The sequence below is a fragment of the Sphingomonas sp. 22176 genome, from assembly GCF_052045505.1.
In the GTDB taxonomy this organism is placed as follows: domain Bacteria; phylum Pseudomonadota; class Alphaproteobacteria; order Sphingomonadales; family Sphingomonadaceae; genus Sphingomonas.
Window position 1 is genome coordinate 1 of record NZ_JBQEPL010000007.1, and the last position, 17,797, is coordinate 17,797.

The 17,797-nt window shown below is 66.7% G+C and carries 12 protein-coding genes; 5 read left to right on the forward strand and 7 right to left on the reverse strand.

Annotated elements, in window-relative coordinates; translation table 11 throughout:
• Nucleotides 1–122 precede the first annotated feature (122 nt).
• The 4 genes from tnpA to ACTJKY_RS17980 are packed head-to-tail and all read left to right on the forward strand — an operon-like array spanning nucleotide 123 to nucleotide 3,046.
• Nucleotides 123–497, forward strand: a complete 375-nt coding sequence (gene tnpA / locus ACTJKY_RS17965; RefSeq protein ID WP_440847116.1) for an IS66-like element accessory protein TnpA — start codon at nucleotides 123–125, stop codon at nucleotides 495–497.
• Nucleotides 494–841 (forward strand): IS66 family insertion sequence element accessory protein TnpB, encoded by a 348-nt coding sequence (gene tnpB, locus ACTJKY_RS17970; protein WP_440847117.1) that lies wholly within the window; start codon nucleotides 494–496, stop codon nucleotides 839–841. Before tnpA ends, tnpB begins: the two co-directional genes overlap by 4 nt.
• Before the next feature lie 55 nt (nucleotides 842–896).
• Nucleotides 897–2,447: an IS66 family transposase gene (tnpC, locus tag ACTJKY_RS17975; protein ID WP_440847296.1), complete on the forward strand. Its 1,551-nt coding sequence runs from the start codon at nucleotides 897–899 to the stop codon at nucleotides 2,445–2,447.
• A complete protein-coding gene (locus ACTJKY_RS17980; protein WP_440847118.1) occupies nucleotides 2,444–3,046 on the forward strand; it encodes a plasmid pRiA4b ORF-3 family protein in 603 nt (200 codons plus the stop codon). Before tnpC ends, ACTJKY_RS17980 begins: the two co-directional genes overlap by 4 nt.
• Nucleotides 3,047–3,529: 483 nt before the next feature.
• On the opposite strand, the gene ACTJKY_RS17985 is transcribed toward ACTJKY_RS17980, so the two are convergent.
• Nucleotides 3,530–5,872, reverse strand: coding sequence for an AAA family ATPase (locus ACTJKY_RS17985; RefSeq protein ID WP_440847472.1), 2,343 nt, complete (start codon nucleotides 5,870–5,872; stop codon nucleotides 3,530–3,532).
• Between the two features lie 230 nt (nucleotides 5,873–6,102).
• Between ACTJKY_RS17985 and ACTJKY_RS17990 the strand changes: the two genes are divergently transcribed.
• Nucleotides 6,103–6,864 (forward strand): hypothetical protein, encoded by a 762-nt coding sequence (locus tag ACTJKY_RS17990; RefSeq protein ID WP_440847473.1) that lies wholly within the window; start codon nucleotides 6,103–6,105, stop codon nucleotides 6,862–6,864.
• Between the two features lie 32 nt (nucleotides 6,865–6,896).
• On the opposite strand, the gene ACTJKY_RS17995 is transcribed toward ACTJKY_RS17990, so the two are convergent.
• The 6 genes from ACTJKY_RS17995 to ACTJKY_RS18020 all read right to left on the reverse strand — a co-directional run bounded on the left by ACTJKY_RS17995 (nucleotide 6,897) and on the right by ACTJKY_RS18020 (nucleotide 17,797).
• The gene (locus ACTJKY_RS17995; RefSeq protein WP_440847474.1) at nucleotides 6,897–10,622 is read right to left on the reverse strand and encodes an SNF2-related protein; all 3,726 of its coding nucleotides are present in this window, start codon (nucleotides 10,620–10,622) and stop codon (nucleotides 6,897–6,899) included.
• Nucleotides 10,615–11,988 carry an EH signature domain-containing protein gene (locus ACTJKY_RS18000; RefSeq protein WP_440847475.1) on the reverse strand — a complete coding sequence of 458 codons (1,374 nt, stop codon included), beginning with the start codon at nucleotides 11,986–11,988 and terminating at the stop codon, nucleotides 10,615–10,617. The genes ACTJKY_RS17995 and ACTJKY_RS18000 overlap by 8 nt, the downstream gene beginning before the upstream one ends.
• Before the next feature lie 47 nt (nucleotides 11,989–12,035).
• Nucleotides 12,036–12,800 carry an OmpA/MotB family protein gene (locus ACTJKY_RS18005; protein WP_440847476.1) on the reverse strand — a complete coding sequence of 255 codons (765 nt, stop codon included), beginning with the start codon at nucleotides 12,798–12,800 and terminating at the stop codon, nucleotides 12,036–12,038.
• On the reverse strand, nucleotides 12,797–14,758 hold the full coding sequence (gene zorA / locus ACTJKY_RS18010) for an anti-phage ZorAB system protein ZorA (RefSeq protein ID WP_440847477.1): 1,962 nt from the start codon (nucleotides 14,756–14,758) through the stop codon (nucleotides 12,797–12,799). The genes ACTJKY_RS18005 and zorA overlap by 4 nt, the downstream gene beginning before the upstream one ends.
• A gap of 448 nt (nucleotides 14,759–15,206) precedes the next feature.
• A complete protein-coding gene (locus ACTJKY_RS18015; RefSeq protein WP_440847478.1) occupies nucleotides 15,207–17,453 on the reverse strand; it encodes a hypothetical protein in 2,247 nt (748 codons plus the stop codon).
• Nucleotides 17,450–17,797: a hypothetical protein gene (locus ACTJKY_RS18020; RefSeq protein WP_440847479.1), complete on the reverse strand. Its 348-nt coding sequence runs from the start codon at nucleotides 17,795–17,797 to the stop codon at nucleotides 17,450–17,452. Before ACTJKY_RS18020 ends, ACTJKY_RS18015 begins: the two co-directional genes overlap by 4 nt.

The following is a 17,797-nucleotide window of genomic DNA, read 5'->3' on the forward strand; positions in this document are numbered from 1 at the left end:
GTAAGCGCGGCCTGCAGGCCGCCTTGCGGCATCGTTGATAGCCGGGATGCTTGCCGCCTTTAACGAGGGCGGTGGTGGTGCAGGGAGTTTCGGGTTCTACGAGCAGTCCTACGAGCAGTCGTATGACTGGTCGCATGGAGGTCGTCGGCCGTGTGTCGGGCCGGCGGCGATGGTCGGATGCGGAGAAGCTGGAGATCCTGGCCGAGGCGTTCCAGCCTGGCGTGCGGGTCTGCGATGTGATCGCCCGGCGCGAGGTTTCGAGCAGCCTGATCTATACGTGGCGCAAGCAGTTGCGGGCCGGCAAGCTGGCCGGGGCGGCAGCGTCGCTGCCGGTGTTTGCCGAGGTTCGGCTCGCCCGGCCGGTGGTGCCCGCGTCGCCGCCGGTGCCGTGTTCGTCGGGCCGCATCGACATCGCGCTGCCCAGCGGCGTGCGGATCAGTGTCGACGGCGGGGTGGATGCGGAGGCGCTGGCACGGGTGCTGTCGGTGCTGCGGTGAGCCCGGCGCCGTTGCCGACGCGGGTATATCTGGCGTGCGGCGTGACCGACATGCGCAAGGGCTTCGACGGGCTGGCGGTGCTGGTGCAGCAGGTGCTGGCGAAAAACCCGCATTCGGGCGCGCTGTTCGCGTTCCGGGGCAAGCGCGGGCATCTGGTCAAGCTGCTGTGGTTCGACGGGCAAGGCCTGTGCCTGTTTTCGAAGCGGCTCGATCGGGGCCGTTTCGTCTGGCCAGTGACGACAAGCGGCACGGTGGTGCTGACGCCGGCGCAATTGTCGATGCTGCTGGAGGGCATCGACTGGCGCCGCCCTGAGCGGACGTACACGCCGACGCTGGCGGGCTGAAACCGGCGGTTTTGCGTTGCTTTTGCTCGCCTGTGGTGCTGCGATCTGCTAGGAAATCCGGGTGTCGGAAGCGCCCGTTTCCCCTGCTGATGCCACCGCGCGGATCGCCGCGCTGGAGGCGTTGCTGGCCCGGGCCAATGCCGCGCTTGCTGCCCGCGATCTGCTCATCGACAGATTGCGCGGGCAGATCGCCCGGCTGCGGCGGATGCAGTTCGGCGCCTCGTCCGAGAAGCTGGGCCGCGAGATCGAGCAGCTCGAACTGGCGCTGGAAGAGCTGGAAGCCGAGCGCGACGCGGCGCCGGTAGGGGAGCGCCTGTCCGAGACGGCGTCGCGGCCGGCACCGGTCCGCAGCCTGCCGACGCACCTGCCACGCGAGGAGGTCTTCCACGAACCGGCCTCGGGCGCCTGCACCTGCCCCGATTGCGGCGGCGCGTTGCGCCGGCTGGGCATGGATGCGCATGAGATGCTTGACGTGGTGCCGGTGCACTGGCGGGTCATGCGCAACATCCGCCCCAAATATAGCTGCCGGGTCTGCGAGAAGATTGTCCAGGCGCCTGCGCCGGCCAGCGCCGTCGCGCGCGGCAAGGCCAGCTTCGCCACGCTGGCGCATGTCGTGGTCTCGAAGTTCGAGCACCATCTGCCGCTGTACCGTCAGGCGGAGATGATGGCGGCGCAGGGGCTCGATATCGACCGCTCGACGCTGGCCGGCTGGGCCGGACAGGCCACTGCGTTGCTCGATCCGGTCGTCGCCCGTATCCGCGACGCAGTCCTCAAGGCCGACAAGATCCATGCCGACGACACCCCGGTGCCGGTGCTCGACCCCGGCCGCGGCAGGACCGCGACGGGACGGCTATGGGTGTACGCGGCCGACGACCAGGCCTCGGGCAGCACGGCGCCGCGTGCGACTTGGTATCGCTTCACGCCGGACCGCACCGCCGCCCACCCGCTGGCACATCTCGCCGGCTTTCGCGGGTTCCTCCAGGCCGATGCTTATGCTGGCTATGACGGGCTGTATCGGGGCGGCGTGACTGAGGTTGCCTGTTGGGCGCATTTCCGGCGCAAGATCTTCGACCTGCACGAACGTACGCCCACGCCGCTGACCACCGACATCCTCGAGCGGATCGGCGCGTTCTACGCCGTCGAGGCCGAGGTGCGCGGCCAGCCGCCGGATATTCGGCACCGGGCACGGCAGGAACGCAGCAAACTGCTGGTCGAGGCGCTGCGCGCGGTGCTCGATGCCGCGTTGCGTCGCCTGTCGCCCAAGTCCGACATGGCCAAGGCGATCGCCTATGGCACCAAGCGCTGGCCGGCGCTGTCGCGCTTCCTGGACGATGGCCGGCTGGAGATCGACAACAACATCGCGGAACGCGCGCTACGCGGCGTCGCCATCGGCCGCCGCAACTGGCTGTTCGCCGGTTCGCGCGTGGGCGGTGAACGCGCCGCCGCCATCTACACCGTCATCCAGACCTGCAAGGCCAACGGCGTCGACCCACAGGCCTATATCGCCGATGTAATCGCCAAAATCGCCAGCGACTGGCCGGCCAGTCGCTGGGATGAACTCCTGCCGTGGAACTGGGTAGGCGAACCTGCCAAAATGGCGGCATGAGCGCCGAAACCATCGCCCGCCTCCATATTGTCCTGAACGACATCGAACCCGCCATCTGGCGCCGGGTCGACGTGCCGGTCACTGCCAGCCTGAAGATGCTCCATGACATCATCCAGGCCGCCATGGGCTGGGGGCATTACCACCTGTGGCATTTCGAAGCCGGAGACCGGCGCTACGGTGTGCCCGACCCGGCATGGCCGGACCACGGCATGGCTGCGGCGCGGAACGTCAAGCTCGCGGTGCTCCTCGACCGCGGCGTACGGGAACTCCTCTATACCTACGACATGGGTGATGACTGGCGGCACACCATCACCGTCGAAAGCATCGGCTCCGGTGAGCCGGACCAACAATATCCGCGCTTTGTCGATGGCGCGCGACGTTGTCCGCCCGAGGATGTCGGGGGGCTACCCGGCTTCGAGATGTTCCTCGATGCCATGGCCGACCCGACCCACGAGGAGCACCATCGTCTACGTGAATGGTACGGCGGCCCTTACAATCCCGACGATATCGACGAACGCCTCACCCGACGCGCCGTCGCCGCCATCGCGGGCCGCCGCCATGCCGGGAAGATCGCCTACCTGAAAAGCCGAGCACAATAGCAAGGCGGCCTACCGGCCACGCTTACGCTGGCGACCACAATACGTCATTTGCGGGTCGGGTTCGGAACGGCAGATTTTGACACAACTTGCCATCCGCTGAGCGCGAAAACATCTGGCAGGGCCGCCACCCACATGGACCAGTCAGCCGCCGCGAGCCGATCCCGAAAGTCTCCCCTCGTTCAGGTGGTGCCGGTAGACACGATGGGGGGAAAGCGGCATGGTAGTTTCTGAGCGCTCAGATCGCCTTATCTTCCCTTCGTCTATTCAAAGCGCTGCGGCAGCTCGGCACCCGATTTCAGGCTTTCGGGCCCAGCGAAGATCGCTCGGAACTACCTCTCGCCGTCAACGCAGGTCACACACTCGGCCAGGCTGAAGTCGTGAGTTCCCCGGTAGCACCGTTTCTCCCCATAGGTTCAATAAGATAGTTCCCCGACTGGGCACGCGCAGACCTCGGGGTCGCGCGAGGGGTATTCTTTGCAAAGCTCATGGCGTTAGTGCCGTCACGGCAGGAGCGGGGCGCGTTACCGGGGTAGCGGCGGCAGGGCGTCGCGCTCCGATCAACTCCAGGGCATCCGCGGCGACCACCCGCAGGCCGTCGGGGTCGACGTCTCTTTTCACCAACACAATGGCGTCATCGCCGTGGTGCTTGTCGCACGTCGCGTCATTGCAATTTTCGAGCCGGCCGAGGTCTCGGTGGCACGGATGGGCGACGCCCTCGTCGGCGATGTCCTTGACGATCCCGCCGAGGTTGCGATCGTGGGCAAAGTAGGCCGTGTAGGAGCGTCGGTAATGGGTCTCCAAGACTTGGCGGACCTTGAGCACGACGTCATCGGCGGCCCCCTGCCGGTGGTCGACGTAGGCGACAATCTCCTCGATCATCTTCGCGTGTCCTGCTCGACACAGCTTGTCGAGGTCGACCGCCGAGACTGAGGACCACTCATCGCCCCCGTCGAAGTCAATCTGGAACGCGGCGCAGGGGACACCCACACAGCGCCGCTCGACCTCGCGCAGCAAGAACTCGTCGTGTGACAGCACGATCACCTGGAGGCACCGGCCGCACAGGTCCTTGATCGCGTTCACCGTCTCCCGGCGCCGGTGGCTGTCGTGGCTGCTCAGGGGGTCGTCGACGACGAGCGTCTTGCAGTGGAGCGAGTTGTCGCTGTCAAGCTTGGCGAGGAAGAAGGCAAGCGCGAGCGTCGTCTTGTCACCCGCCGAGAGCGTGTTCCTGAACGTCGGGATCGCGTCGGCCGGCCGGCCTCTGCCGCGGGAGACGGTCTCCCCCTTGATCAGGAGGCCGTAGTCGGTCTGCCCGGCGTTCCCCTGCATGCTATTCGTAATCTTTGAGATGGTAAAGCTGGCGCCGAACCGACCGAGATAGTGGTTCACACGCTGATGGTAGTGTGCGGCCGCGTCCTCGTTCGCCTTCTTGAGCGCCTTCTGAATCCTGATGCGGGTGTTGCGTGCCCGCTCGTCGCGCCTCTTGGCCCGGAAGAAGGCGTCGACCCGGCTCTGAACGCCCGGATTGTGCCGGGCCATGCGCTTCTTCACGTTGTCGCGGGCGAGAGTGGCGGCTGTCTCGGTAGTCGGAGCAGCGGCGACCGACTTCTTGGTGGCTTCGTTGATTGCCTCGACGGCGGCGTTGTACTTGTCGATGAGTTCCCGGGCGGAGCCGAGCGAGCGGCCCACCTCGGCGAGCTCATCGATCGCCTCGATCACGTCGAGCGGCGATGACCGTTTCCGATCGAGCAACGCCCTTGCACCCTTGTGGGCGTCCGCGACGTGGGTCCCGAGCTCGGACACTTCGGGGAGCTCCGTGACTAGCGCGACATATTCGGCCCACTTCGCCGCCCCGTCGGCATTGGTGGCGATTCTGCCGGCCAACCCCGTCCGGGCGTCCTCACCGAGGACGTCCTCCAACTCGGTCGAGGCGGTGGTGATGGTGGCCAGGTGGGCCTTGTACGTCTCGCCGAAAATCTGCCCGTACAACGTGACCATGCCCTCGGCATCGACGTCGTCGCGGCCGCAAAGAGGGCAGGCGTCGTCGTGGATATGCTCGACCCCGTAGCTGATCCACGCCTCGCCCTTCTTGTCGAGGCCGAAGCGCTTGAAGTGTTCGAGGAGGCGGCGGCGCGCGGAGGCGTCGATTTCCGCGACAGTACTGGCGAGCACGGCAGGGAGACCGGCGGGCAACTCGGGCACTGGCAGTGCCTCCAGCGCCTTGAGCGCCGCGATCTTATCCGCCTGCTGGACTGCCTTGAGAGCGCGCTCGGTGGCGTCGAGCCGCTTCGCGTAGTCCGGGTTGGGGCCGAGCGCGAAGAACTCCTCCTTGCTCATGTCGGAAGGGACGTCGTCTGCGAGCGCGACCTCGGCCTCCTTTAGTGCGGTCGCGCAGGTCTTCGCGATGGCGTTGAAGCGCTCTAGGTGCTTCGCCAGTCGGACACCATCAGCACCGATGATGATCGAGAAAAGACCGCGGTCGTGGGCGAGCTCGATCAGCTCCCCGGCGTAGACGTTGTCGGTGATGAACGCCGTGTCGAACACCTCGACCGGAGCGCCCCTCGTGTTCCAGCGGCCGTTATTGAAGTTGATGGTGCCGCCGGTCGAGATGAGGGCGACCTTGGGTGCTGCTCCGCCATTCCCGAGCGACTGACGGCCCAGCACCGTAGCGGCCTCGCCGTCACGGGCCGCGCGCAGCACCGAGGTCAGCGTAGACTTGCCCCGCCCGTTGCGTCCGTAGAACAGCGTGAGCTTCGCGAGCTTCGGCGCGTTGGGGGTGTCGAAGGCCTTGAGTAGACCGACATTCCGTATCACGATCTTGCTGAACATAGATCCGCAGGCTGACTCGGAAGTACAGTCGAGTCAAAAGCATACGTACCAGCTTACGGCAGTCATCCACAGGTGATGCTGAATCGTCACACGCAGTGCGGGCTGAGCTCCGACGATCGTGCGCTACACCGTATGGACAGCCGGTGCCTTGGGTCGTCGCTTGTGAACGGCTTGCGCCAGCGCAGACACGGTCGCCTTATGGGGGCCGGCCGCTCACGGTCGCGGAGCTCGTGCACCTCGAAGCCCCGAGCACGTCCTGCCGTCCACGAGGTGAAGCGAAACAAAAGCTCGAGGCGCTGCCCGCCGACACGAGCGACGCGGAGCTGAGCCGCCTCTATCAGGAGGAGAACAGCGAGCTCCTAGCGCAGGTCGCCCTTCTCAGAGACGAGCACGACCAGTGGATGCGCGACGTTGACGCGGAGCTTGCGGAAGCCCGGCGCGCCATCTCCGAACTTAAGTCCGACGTGGTGCAGCTGCGTGGGCAGAACGAGGCACTCAGATCGGCCTTGAACGCGGGCGGGTCGACGGTCCAGCGCGAGCCGCTCGCCGACCTGTCCACCTTCGGCGACTGGGTGAGGTGCAACGTATCGCCGAACCTTTGGTTCGCTCCCAAGGCGATCAGGGAGATCGAGAAGAACGGGCAGTTCCGGGATCCCGAACTCCTCGGGCAGTTGATCTACACGCTGGACGACCAGCTCGTCCCGGTGCGCCGCGAGCCCGCCGAGGAGCGACGCCGAGCCTATCTGGCTCGCCTGGAGGAACTCGGCTGCACGGACGCGCGATGCTTCGCCAAGCCGAACGACATCAAGCGCTTCCCGGCATACGGCGTGACCTACCGCACCGACAGCTACTGGTGCGACCAGCACATCAAGCACGGTTGCGGAGCCGACCCGAAGCAGATGTTCCGGGTCTACTTCCATTGGCACGAGGACGATCAGATCCTGCTGATCGGCCATCTGGCATCCCACCTCGACAACAATCTAACCAATTAGGCCAGAGGGACGACCTCGTGCCGAGCTGCTCGCTAGGCGAGTGGCGCACCCGGGGGGACGTAGGTCACCGTGCATTGCCGCCGGTCGTCGAACAGGGCCTCTAGGCCGCGGCCGATGGTGATCCAGTGTCGCTGGTCGGCGCCACCGGCGCCACGGACGTCGATATCGACGAAGCGGTCGTGGAAGTCGTCATCGACGCCGCGCTTGCGACGCCGGGCCAGATCGATCTTTGGTGGCGTACGGGGGAAGTGGCGGACGAAGAGGGCGCCGATCTCGCGTCGGCAAGCCGACTCGTCGCGGTCTCCTTCGATGTCCGGGCAGTATTCGATCGTGACGGATTCCAGCGAGCGCGCGCGGTCCGCAAGGAGTCGGGCGAACCGCACCTGGGCAGTCCTCGAAGCGGCGGTGCACAGACTGTAGGGATCGCGGACGACCATGCGCACGACTGTCTTGCCCTCGAAAGCCGACAGAAGATCCTCCGTGGGCCGGGGCTGATACGCGGATATCCGCCACATGCGGATCGACGCCTGCTGCGATGGCGTCGCCACCGAGAGGATCGACCTGGCGACCTCGGTTGGCTCGAGTACGACTTCCGGCGGCAGCGGTTCGCCACCTGTCTCTTCCTCGGACTCCGACCCGGCGGTGATGGCCGAACCGATTGTCTCCGGACCCGAGAGGCGGGGAAGCTCCTCCGAAGTGGACGGCGCCATCTCCGCCGCGGGGTCATCGGCCGCATCGGACAGCGAGACCTCGCGGAACAGCTCGTTGATGTCGGCGTCGCTAGCGTCGGGCGGAAGGAAGAGGTCACGCGTCAGCGTGCGTTTGCGCTCGATCAGCGCATCGAGCCGGAGGTCGAAGCTGTAGGGACCGATGGCGGGATCGGGGTGGACGGCCATCGGGAAGTGCACATGCACCTCCCGGGTCTGACCCATTCGATAGACGCGGTCCGTCGCCTGGTCTTCGACCGCCGGGTTCCACCACCGGGACAGGTGGACGACGTGGTTGGCGGCGGTGATCGTGAGGCCGACGCCGCCCGCCTTCGGCGAGAGGATCAGGACGTCGAACTCGTCGGGCCGAGACTGGAAGTCGTCGACGATCTGCTGCCGACGGAATCCCGGTATCTCGCCGTTGATGCGGGCCGGGAGCCTGCGCAGGCCGAACCGCGACTGGACGAGGACCGCGAGGCGCTCCTGCATGGCCAGGTCCTCGAGGAAGATGAGCACCTTCTCGCGCTTCGGCGCGATGTCCTCGAGGATCGCCAGCGTGCGCGTGAGACGCGCCGAATCCGCTGCGTAGGACGAGAGGTCAGCAGGCGCGTGCCGGGGATCGAGGGGATGGAGCGAGATCCCCTTCATGTCGGAGAGCGCCGACAGCATGCCGCCCTTGCCGAGATTGCCGGCGGCGGCGGCGGCGGCCGCTCGGACGACGACGTCCCGGTAGGCGTTCGCCTGGGCCGCCGGCATCTCCAGGCGCATCGGGTGGACATGCTTCTTCGGGAGGCCGGTCAGTATCTCCGACTTCAGGCGGCGCAGCAGGAGCGGGGGCACGCCATTCTGCGGATCGCAGAGCCGATGCTTGAGGGCGGCGAGGGCAGCCGCATCGCCGGCCGCGTGGCGGCGCTCGAAGTCGCGGCTCGATCCGAGAACGCCGGGCGCGACGACGTTCATGATGGACCAGAGATCCTGGAGCCGGTTCTCGACCGGCGTGCCGGTCATGCCGAGCGCGAACTCCGCGTTGAGCGCCATCGCCGCGCGCGTCATCTGGCTCGCCGGGTTCTTCAGCTTCTGAATCTCGTCGAATATCACCACGCTGAACCGCGTCTTCGCGAAGCTGAAGTGATAGTCGCGCATCGTCTCGTAGGTCGTCAGCACGACCCCGGCGTCGCGCCACGCCTCGCCATTCAGAGCGGCGCGGCCTGTCTCGATGTCCCGGGCAGAGAAGGCGTCCTCTTCCTTCAGCTGCTTCAGCGCGCTTCCGAAGGCGGGGACGAGGTCGCCCAGGCCCGGTTCGCGGAGGTGCTGGCCGATCTCCTTGCGCCACGTCCCGAGCAGGCCGGTCGGCGCGACGATCAGGCATGGCGCAGGCTCGGCGCGGCCGGCCTCGACCTCCGCCCGCCTCCAGGCCATGAAGGCGATAGCCTGCAGCGTCTTGCCGAGGCCCATGTCGTCCGCGAGCAGCACGCCGGGCAGTCCGGCGGACTGTGCGGTCGCCAGCCACTCCAGACCGACCTTCTGGTGCGGTTTCAGCTCCGTCCGGAGCGACGCAGGAGGGACGACCTCGACGGTTTCGATGGCATCCGCGGACCTCGCCTCGGGCGCGGTGTATTCGACGTCCTCGAAGTTGTCGCGGACGACCAGGAACAGCTTGCCTCCGAAGTCGCGCAGCTTCCGCTGGGGATCGTCCGGTCCGTCCTCATGGTCGCCGGCGCTTCCCGAGCTCGCGAAGGGAGCCAGCGCCCGCACCGACGACACCGACTGGTCGGTGAGCGGAAGCATCACCGGAGCCGGAGGAGCGCCCGTCTCGGCGGGCTCCACGAGATCCTCGATCGCGACGACGTCACGGGACTGGGAGGACGCCGTCTCCACCCGCTCGAGGAGATCCCCGACGCGGTCGGCGTGGACGGTGTAGTAGGTCTCGCCGATGCGGAGGCCGAAGCGCTCGGGCACCCAGCCTCCACCGCCGGCTGGGACAAGCCAGGGCAGGACGGGCGCGCGCCAGACGTCGACGCCGGCGACGCGGGCAGAGAACTGGTCGGTCTCCACGAAGAGGCGTTCGAGGCCGACATGATCGGCAAGCTCGTCGCCGAGACGCTCGCGCAGCACCAGGCGCGGATTGAGCACAAACCGGCGCCGCTCGGCCTCCGGCGCGTCCTGGAGCTTTCGGACCGCGTCGAGCGCCGGCCGGAGCGCGGGGTCGATAAAGACGTATTCGCCGTCGCGCAGGACGTATACGGGACGGGCGACGCCCTCGCGCCGGAAGCGGTCCTGGGCGAAAAGCCGCTGGGCGGCCGGTCCGAGGACGCTGTCGGCCTCCTCGTCCAATGCCTCCCCATCCGCGTCGGCGGCAGACGCCGTGCTAAATAGGACCGGGTCGAACTCGGTCAGGTCCGGCGTCAGCGTCCGGAGCTTCAGCGACATGGCGCCCGCGTAGTGGACGCGCAGATCTTTGAGATAGGCCTCGGCCTCCACGTCGCCGCCGGCCGAGTCCGGCCACAGCCTCTGCAGCTCGGCCAGCAGGCGGAAGCGCTCGGTCCGCTCGGTCGGCTGTGACAGACGCGCCGCCGCCCGGTGCAGCGACCAGACCGGTTCGGGGACGCGCCTGAGGCCGGCCTCCGAATTGAGCAGGGCGCCGCGGAGGTCCGCGCGCACGGCGAACCCGCCCGGCTGCACCCAGCGGACGGTTATCCGGAACGCGTCCTCGTCGATGCGTCCGACCGGGCGGAGATCCAGCGCGAGGCGGGTGGGGGCGGGCAACCCCAGGATCGCGGCGGACTGGCCATCCAGCCGGACCACGACCTCCGGAGCGAGGCGGAGGCCGTACGGCAGGAAGCTCGCAGGCTCCGCGACGCCCTCGGCCTCCAGATCCTCGACGACCGCCCGGACAGCGGCTACCGCGGCCACGCACTCCGGAGCGGCGGCGGCCCATCCCTCGATCGCAAGTGCGGCGAACCCCTCGCGCAGTTCGACGACGAGATCGTCGCCCTCCTGCCTGTGAGCGAACGCGGTTCTGACCGGATCGGCCCTGCGCCGCCTAAACACGGGACGGCCTCCAGGACGCCTTCTCCGAATAGAAGACGCGACCCTCTATCACTTGGGCCAGCTTCTTCTGCCAGGAGTAGGTCGAAGGCGAGCTGTGGCTCTCGCGTAGCGGCGCCGAGTCGAGCTCGCCGGCATTATACTGCAGCCGGAAGAGGCTCGGGCGGCCGCGCTCGCCGCGGCGCCAGATGTTGTATTTGCCGGAATGGCTCCAATCGACGACGAGCAGGTCGCCGATCTCCAGGATCAGCGCCGCGTGCTGGCCGGACTTCTCGGACTGGTTGCCGAACACCGACAGGCTCTTGTCGCCGGTCTCGCGCGCCGCCGCCCGGGCGAGGCGCGCGCCGTCCGCGCCGAAGGCGACCCAGGCGCGCTCGATGCGCGGGCCGCTCTCGTTCAGCAGGTAGGACGTCCAGAACGCGCGCCGATACGACCACATGCGGCGGGCGTCGGGTTCGCGTAGCGACCGGTCGACGACCTCGAGGAACTGCATGACCGAGGCACGCGTCAGCCAGCGGAGAAGGAGGGCGTAGGCATCGGGAGCATCCTGCGCGACCTCCGGCCAGCGTCCGCTGCCGGGAATGCGGGGGTCGCCGCCCCCGAGCCGCTCCAACTCCGCGAGGAGATGCGCCTTGTGCTGCGTGCCCGGCTCCTGCGAGGTCCACGGCGTCACGCACGCGCGAACGAGATCGACCCAGGAGGCCGGGAAGGAGATGGTCCCCGTGGTCGCCTGCGACCAGCGCAGCAGCATCGCCTGCGCCTGCTCAGCGCGGGCGCCGGCCATCGTCGCGACGCTCCGGCAGGTCGTCCGGAAAGCGGCTTCCGCCAGTCCTCCGCGCGGCCGCGTCCCTATGTCGAGGCCGGCCTGCTCGAGCACCGACGCGGGACCCGTGGTGGAGGTCAGCACCGCTTTCGCCAGCCTGTCGGCCGCTGAGGTTGCGTCGAGCAGATCGAACCGACCCAGGCGGTCCTTCCACTGATCCCCCGGACGCCACGGCCAGCCCGCCGCGATCACCTTGAGCCATTCGGACAGGCGCCGGACCGCCTCGTCGCCGGCGCGGTAGCCGTCCAGATAGCAGTCCAGCAACGCGAAGAACGCCGCACGGCGGTGGGTCGAGGACACGCGGCCGACGATCGCCTGGGCGAGGTCCGGATCGGCGGCCGGCGGATGGGGGGCGTGCAGGAAGGTCCGGCAGCTCTGCCGCAGGTCGCGGCGGGACACGGTATCGACGCCCTCGCTCCGGATCTGCGCAGCGACGCGCAGCTGGAGCTCGGCCGTGCGCTCGGCGTCGGGCACAGCGCCGACCTGTCCCGCTATGGAGGCCGCCGCACGTCTGATCGCGGCTGGCTCCGGCGCCTTCGCCGTCACGCGCCGGAGCAGGCTCGCAGGATCGCCCAAGAGCGAGGCGAGGGCGGTCACTTCCGTGCGAGCCGCTCGGCGACGGCCCGGACGGTCTGTCCCGAGTCCGGCGTGACCATCAGGATGCGCAGATCGATCCGACGGTCGCGCTGCCGCCGCTCGTCAGGCGTCCCTCGCATGTCCATCACCGGCCGCTTGGGACCGTAGCCGCTCACGCTGAGGATTGGGTCGCACTCGCCCTTCTTGCGGGCGCACCGGTCGCCAAGCTCCGACGACATCCCGACAAGAGCCCGGTAGGTGTTGGTCGCGCGGACCACCGACAGGTCCCAATTGTCCTTAAACTGGAAGCCCGCCGTCAGCGGGACGTCGTCGGTGTGGCCTTCGATGTAGAGCGACTCGATCCGGTGCGGCGTGTCGGGACATCTCGCCGGTCTGACGGTCTTGGGATCGGGAAGGTCGGTGTAGCAGGGAAGAACGTCGTTCAGCGCCTCCGCGAGATGGCCGATCGCGACCTGGCCGGCGGGCTTCAGCTCCGCCCGGGCGCTGTCGAACAGGATCGCGTCAGGAAGCCGCAGCACGCCGTTCTGCGTGTCGATCGTCACCTGGACGCCCTTCGACTTCAGCGTCTGCTCGAGCTGTTTCAGGATCTCCGTCCGCGTCTTGTCTGCGCCCGAAAGCTGCTCGGTGACGTCGCGGAACTGGAGCGCGAAATACATGAGCAGGACAATGAAAATGAAGACGAGCCCGACCATCATGTCGGTCATCGAGATGAAGTAGTTCTCCTCCTCGACGGTATGCTCGATGGCCTCCTCGAGGATCACTCAGCCGCCTCCAGCCGCTGCCCGCGGTTGAGCTCGACATACTCGTCCAGCGCCTCGGCATACTCCTCGATCTGCGTGACCGTCCCGGCCAGCTTCGCGACGGCCGACGCCAGCTCACGGTCCGTGTCTTGCGCGAAGCGGCGGAACTCGGCGAAGGAGTCGCCCAGCGTGGACGCCAGCCTCTCGGTGGTCTGCGCCATCGCCCGATCGACGCCCTCGAACCGCGCGCGGTAGTCGCGCCAAGCAGTCTCGGCGGCCGCGTGGGTCTGCCTGATGCCCTCGGCCAGCTCGCGCATCTCGCGCACGGCCTCCTGCTCGGCCGCGCCGCTCTGCTCGACGGCACCGGCGATCCGTCCCGCGGCCTCGCTCAGCGAGCGCGCGGCCTGGACGACCGGGGCGGCGGCGCCGGAGAGGCCATCCGACGCCTGGCGGAGCGACGAGGACACGCGGTCCGCGTTCTCGACCATCTCGCCCATCGCGCCCGCGGACCGGCTGGCGTTGTCCGCGCTGTCCGCGAAGGCGGCGCCGGCGCGCTCAATGCCCGTCGCCGCGCCGGCGATCGCCTGCGCGAGCTCGGTCGAGGTCTCGCGGAGCGCCGAACCGGATTCCTCGAGGGCCTTGCGGAACGTCTCCTCGTTGCGCGCGACGCCCGCCGCCAGCGCCTCGCCCAGACTGCGCTGCATGTCCTCGGCGGCCTGCTGTCCGGCGCCCTGGAGGGCCGCGACGGCGCGCTCCATGAGCTCAGCCGATCGCGCCTGCGCGTCCTCGAAACTCTGACGCATCCGGGCCACGGACTCGTCCTGCGCGCTGGCGGCTTCCTCGCCCTGCCGTGTCAGCCTCTCGCCCAGACCGTCGACGTTTACCGCGAGCTTGTCGAAGGCGTCGCGGATGTCGCGCGCCGCGCTCGAGAACTCCGCGCCGGCCGCCTTGATCTGCTCGGCGGCCTCCGACCCGGACGAACCCACCTTCGCGCCGATGTCGTCGAGCCGGTCGCGCAGCGACGTGAGCGTCTCGCTGAGGCCGCGGAGCTGATCCCCGCTGACCTTCTCGATGGCCTCCGCCGCCCCGGCCCCGATGCCCTGGGTGACGGACGTCATGTTGGTGTTCAGGTCGCCCAGCGACTGCGTCATCGGCTCGATGGCCTTGCGGAACTGCTCGCCGATCCGGTCGGTGAGCTGCATCGCGACGTCCGTGTTGAAGAACTTCAGCTGGTCGCGCTGCTCCTTGAGCACCGCCAGCTGTTCCACGGCGAGCCGCTGCGGCGGAATGTAGAGCATCCCGCGCTCGAGGAGGTCGCAGATCTCCTCGATGGGCGCGGTCGCCCGCTTCGACAGGCCGTGCTCGGCCATCCTCAACCAGATCGACGCGACCAGGCCGGCGACAGAGGAGAAGAACTTCGCGCCCGCCACGACGAGAAGGCCCGTCAGGGCGACCTGCGCGTCGGCGACGCCTCCACCGGCCATGCCGTGCGCGGCGGTGTTGAGGGCGACGATGAGGCCGAGGAACGTGAGGATCAGCCCTATACCAACGAATACGTTTGACGCGAAGGTGAGGGTGGCTTGGCGGGGGATGACCCGCACGAAGAAGGCGCTCGGCCGGCTAGTGTTGCGGATCGTCGATTCGTTGTCGTCGATGACCGACTCCTGGAACTCGCGCCACGCCTGCACGAGCGCAGGCGCGGCGGGTGCTTCACCACTCATCTGCCGGGCGACGTCGATGTATCGTTGCGAGAAGGCCTCGCGCTCCGCGGCCGGATCGGGGTCGCTACCCAGCGCATCCCGGAGAATCGCCGCGCGAAGGCGTGCCGCGACGATGAAGGGTCGAGTCCTCCGCGCCGCCACGAAGTGGATGGCGCCGGCGACGGCGAGCATCGCCGGCATCAGCACGAACGGCACGAACCAGCGATGGTAGTAGACGACGCCGAGCGCAGCCAGAAGATCGTCTAGAAGCCTGTCCAATGTTCTCCCCCCGTTGTGCCCTCACCGCGAGTCGCCCCCGTCACCGCCCAGCGGATCGAGCCGGCAGCAACAAGCATAACACAGTACAGTCGGGGACTGTGATCAAGTATCGAATGATTTGACGCCGCGCGGAGGATCAGCGACCGGCAAGCGAAGGCCGCAACTCATCCCAGTCGCCAACTGGCCAATCTCAGTCATCGGTAGAGCATATCATTTACACCGAGAGGGTCGGCAGTCTATATGTCCGCTATCGTCATCTCCGAAACCGGAAGCTGCCTGTCGGCTGTCGGCCCATCTCCAGTCGTGCTCCGATGGCCGGTGCCGGATGTCTGCTACCGGCGAAACCTGCCGTTCGACGCGTCGCTCGGTAAGGGCAGCAAAGTCCCAAACTCTGCCGTGCCCCGTCTAGTTCGATATGAAGATGGCTCTCGAGCGTTGAGGGCGTTCGTCATCGAAGCGCCGCAAATTCGGGTTCAGCCGCCAAGCCGATGAAGCCGTGGGCCATCCATGTCAGGATGCGAGCGGTTTGATGTGTGGGGTTCAAAGCAGCGATAAGCGTTGGCGCCCAGGTTGCAAATGCCGCGAGCTCGGCCATCAGAGCATCCCGGCGGGTGGCTGGCAGGCTCACGACTGACGGCGATAACGGGCTCTTCACTGCTCCCTGAAAGGCCGCCCAGCAGTTTAGGTCGTATTCGGGATTGTACCAGTAGGCCGGCACACACTGATCAGCCGCTGGGGCCGCGTCCACCGACGGATCGAAGCCGGTTTGCATCATCCGCCATATAGGAGCTGCATGCAGACTGCTGGCTAGCCGCATTTCCAGCGCAATTGCGCGTGCAGATTTGTGGGCCTTGATGATCGCTTGTCCCAGCCGCATAGATCCCTGACCACTCTCATCGCCACGAGCCCGCTTGAGCAAACGACTTACTTCTTCTTCCGAAGGATCGGCTTCCTTCAGCATCTGGCGTACTAGTTGGAAGATGCTTTTATCGAGGTCGGGCTCCATCTCCATTTTTGTCTTACGCTTCTTCAGTGCATCGCGTCCTCGGCGGGAGGTGCTGAGGATTGTCTGAACACTCGCGGCAGTGAACTCAATGGCCGTCATTCCGAAGAAGCGGGGCACGTCCCACCTTTCCGGGCCCGCAGTCATCACAACCGCTGACGCCTCCCGGGCTGCCCGCGTCGTCGTGAGTGTGGAGGGATCGCGAGATGCTTGCTCCGAAGCCCAGTCGGTCCTTCCCTGCTGGAGCACCCGCATTAGGTGTCGGTCGTGTAGTGGCGCGCCGGCAGCTTGCGCTTTGAAGAGAGCGTGTGAGAGGGCGAAGTCCCGCGTGGTGGTCGCAAAGCCCGCATTGCGGGACAACGTATCGCTCATGGCCTCGACGTTAGCCATTGAGCGGCGCGCCATCTGGATGGTCACACGCTCTGCTGCCACGGGCGCGGATTGGTTGTCGAAGTCGACATTGCCGTGTGTTCGTACGATCAGTTCGCGGAGTATCGTGCGACAACGCTGCAACTCCAGGAGAACGGCAACGGCATCAGCCAAGCCGCCCGCAAAGTCCGGAAAGCGAGCACATGGTGCTGCCAACCAAGGGAATAGCGTAACTGCCTCTTGCAACCGCCCGCTATGGAGCAGCTGGAAGATGCGGAAGGTGTCGATCGCCCTCACGGCGTCGACCGCCTTGGCCCGCGCCTGACGGTTAAACAGGAGAGTGCGCGCGGCTTCGTCGAGGCGCGTTGTCACGATGTCGGCTATTGCTCCGTAGCCTTCAAGGTCTCCTCTATTCGTCCCTTTGGGATGTACGGCCTTGTTGATCAGGCTCCACCATTCGGTGACGCCATCTCGATCGGCCCCTACATGCTCTGTTACGGCCTCGATGAAGGATCTGGCCGCCGTGAGCATTTGGCTAATCTTTTTAAGGCGATAATTGGCTCCAGCGTTGCGCGAGCTGCCAGCTTCCCAGCGCACCGCTATTTTTCTGATACTGAGCGTGGCTGAGGCGAGGGCCAAGCGAGCCTTGTGCCTATTTTCAGGGACAGCTCGATAACGGCCAAAGATGTCTACGATCGTGAGGCAGTGACAGGCGACCTCGCGCGCCTTCGATAGCGCAAGGCCCACCAACCGCTCGATCTCAGCCGCGAGCTGCTGTTCGCGCAAAGCCATGGATGCAGCCGCTTTCGCGGCACCAGCATCGACAAGGGCAGCGCTCGCCTTCAATCCTGCAACAAGCATGTCGGCGAGCGCGTCGTTTACCCGCAGCACGTCCTTAACGATGCTGATGTCACGGATGGAGCAGTTCACGCGCCGACGCATGGCCTTTGCCGACAATGGCCGCAGCGACGACTCCTCGTCCTGCGAGACGACGTCCTCCAGCGACGTTGGCCACTTCGGAATCTTGCCGCAAAGCTTAGATGTCGCGCTCCTGAGGCTGTCGTCGTCGGCGATGTAGTAGCCGACCTTGGGCAGGCGCAGCCCGGCGATCCGGAGTGATCCGGCGTGCCCAAGCTCGCCCTCGAAGTCCCAACCGCCGACGAGTATATCCGGTGAAATGACACCGCACGAGAACCCCAACGTTGCGGCCGCATCCGTTGGGGTTCCGTCATCTTCGAACAGGGCAGGGAGGACGAGTTGCAACCGACGGTCCAGCTGAGGGATGTCTACCCGCAGATCATCGTCCAGCGAGCGAAAGGTCACCCGCTCTTCTCCTGGGGCTTCTGCGTCCGAGCGGCGTTGGCATAGTCTTCGGCCTGCCACTTGAGCCATTCCTCCCATACGGTCATGATGTTGGCATCGCGGATGGGTCCCAGCGCCGCTTCCTCCGCATCTCGCCACTGCTGCACGATGTCGGAAATCTCGATGATCTGATTATAAAGGGTAACGATCTCGGACTCCCGGTGCCGAAGCACGCTGGGGTTCTTCGGGTCGAAGTCGTGCATGATGTTTCCAAGCTTCGCCTCAAGGCGCTTCTGCTCGGCAACAAACGGGGCAATGTCGTTGATGATGATGCTCTTTCCACGAAACGTGACGTTGATCTGCAT

Bases quoted from the DNA above. Each gene is read 5' to 3' on its own strand.
- ACTJKY_RS18020 (WP_440847479.1), bottom strand. From the start codon at position 17,797: ATGCAGATCAACGTCACGTTTCGTGGAAAGAGCATCATCATCAACGAC.
- tnpA (WP_440847116.1), top strand. From the start codon at position 123: ATGACTGGTCGCATGGAGGTCGTCGGCCGTGTGTCGGGCCGGCGGCGA.
- ACTJKY_RS17980 (WP_440847118.1), top strand. From the start codon at position 2,444: ATGAGCGCCGAAACCATCGCCCGCCTCCATATTGTCCTGAACGACATC.
- ACTJKY_RS17985 (WP_440847472.1), bottom strand. From the start codon at position 5,872: ATGTTCAGCAAGATCGTGATACGGAATGTCGGTCTACTCAAGGCCTTC.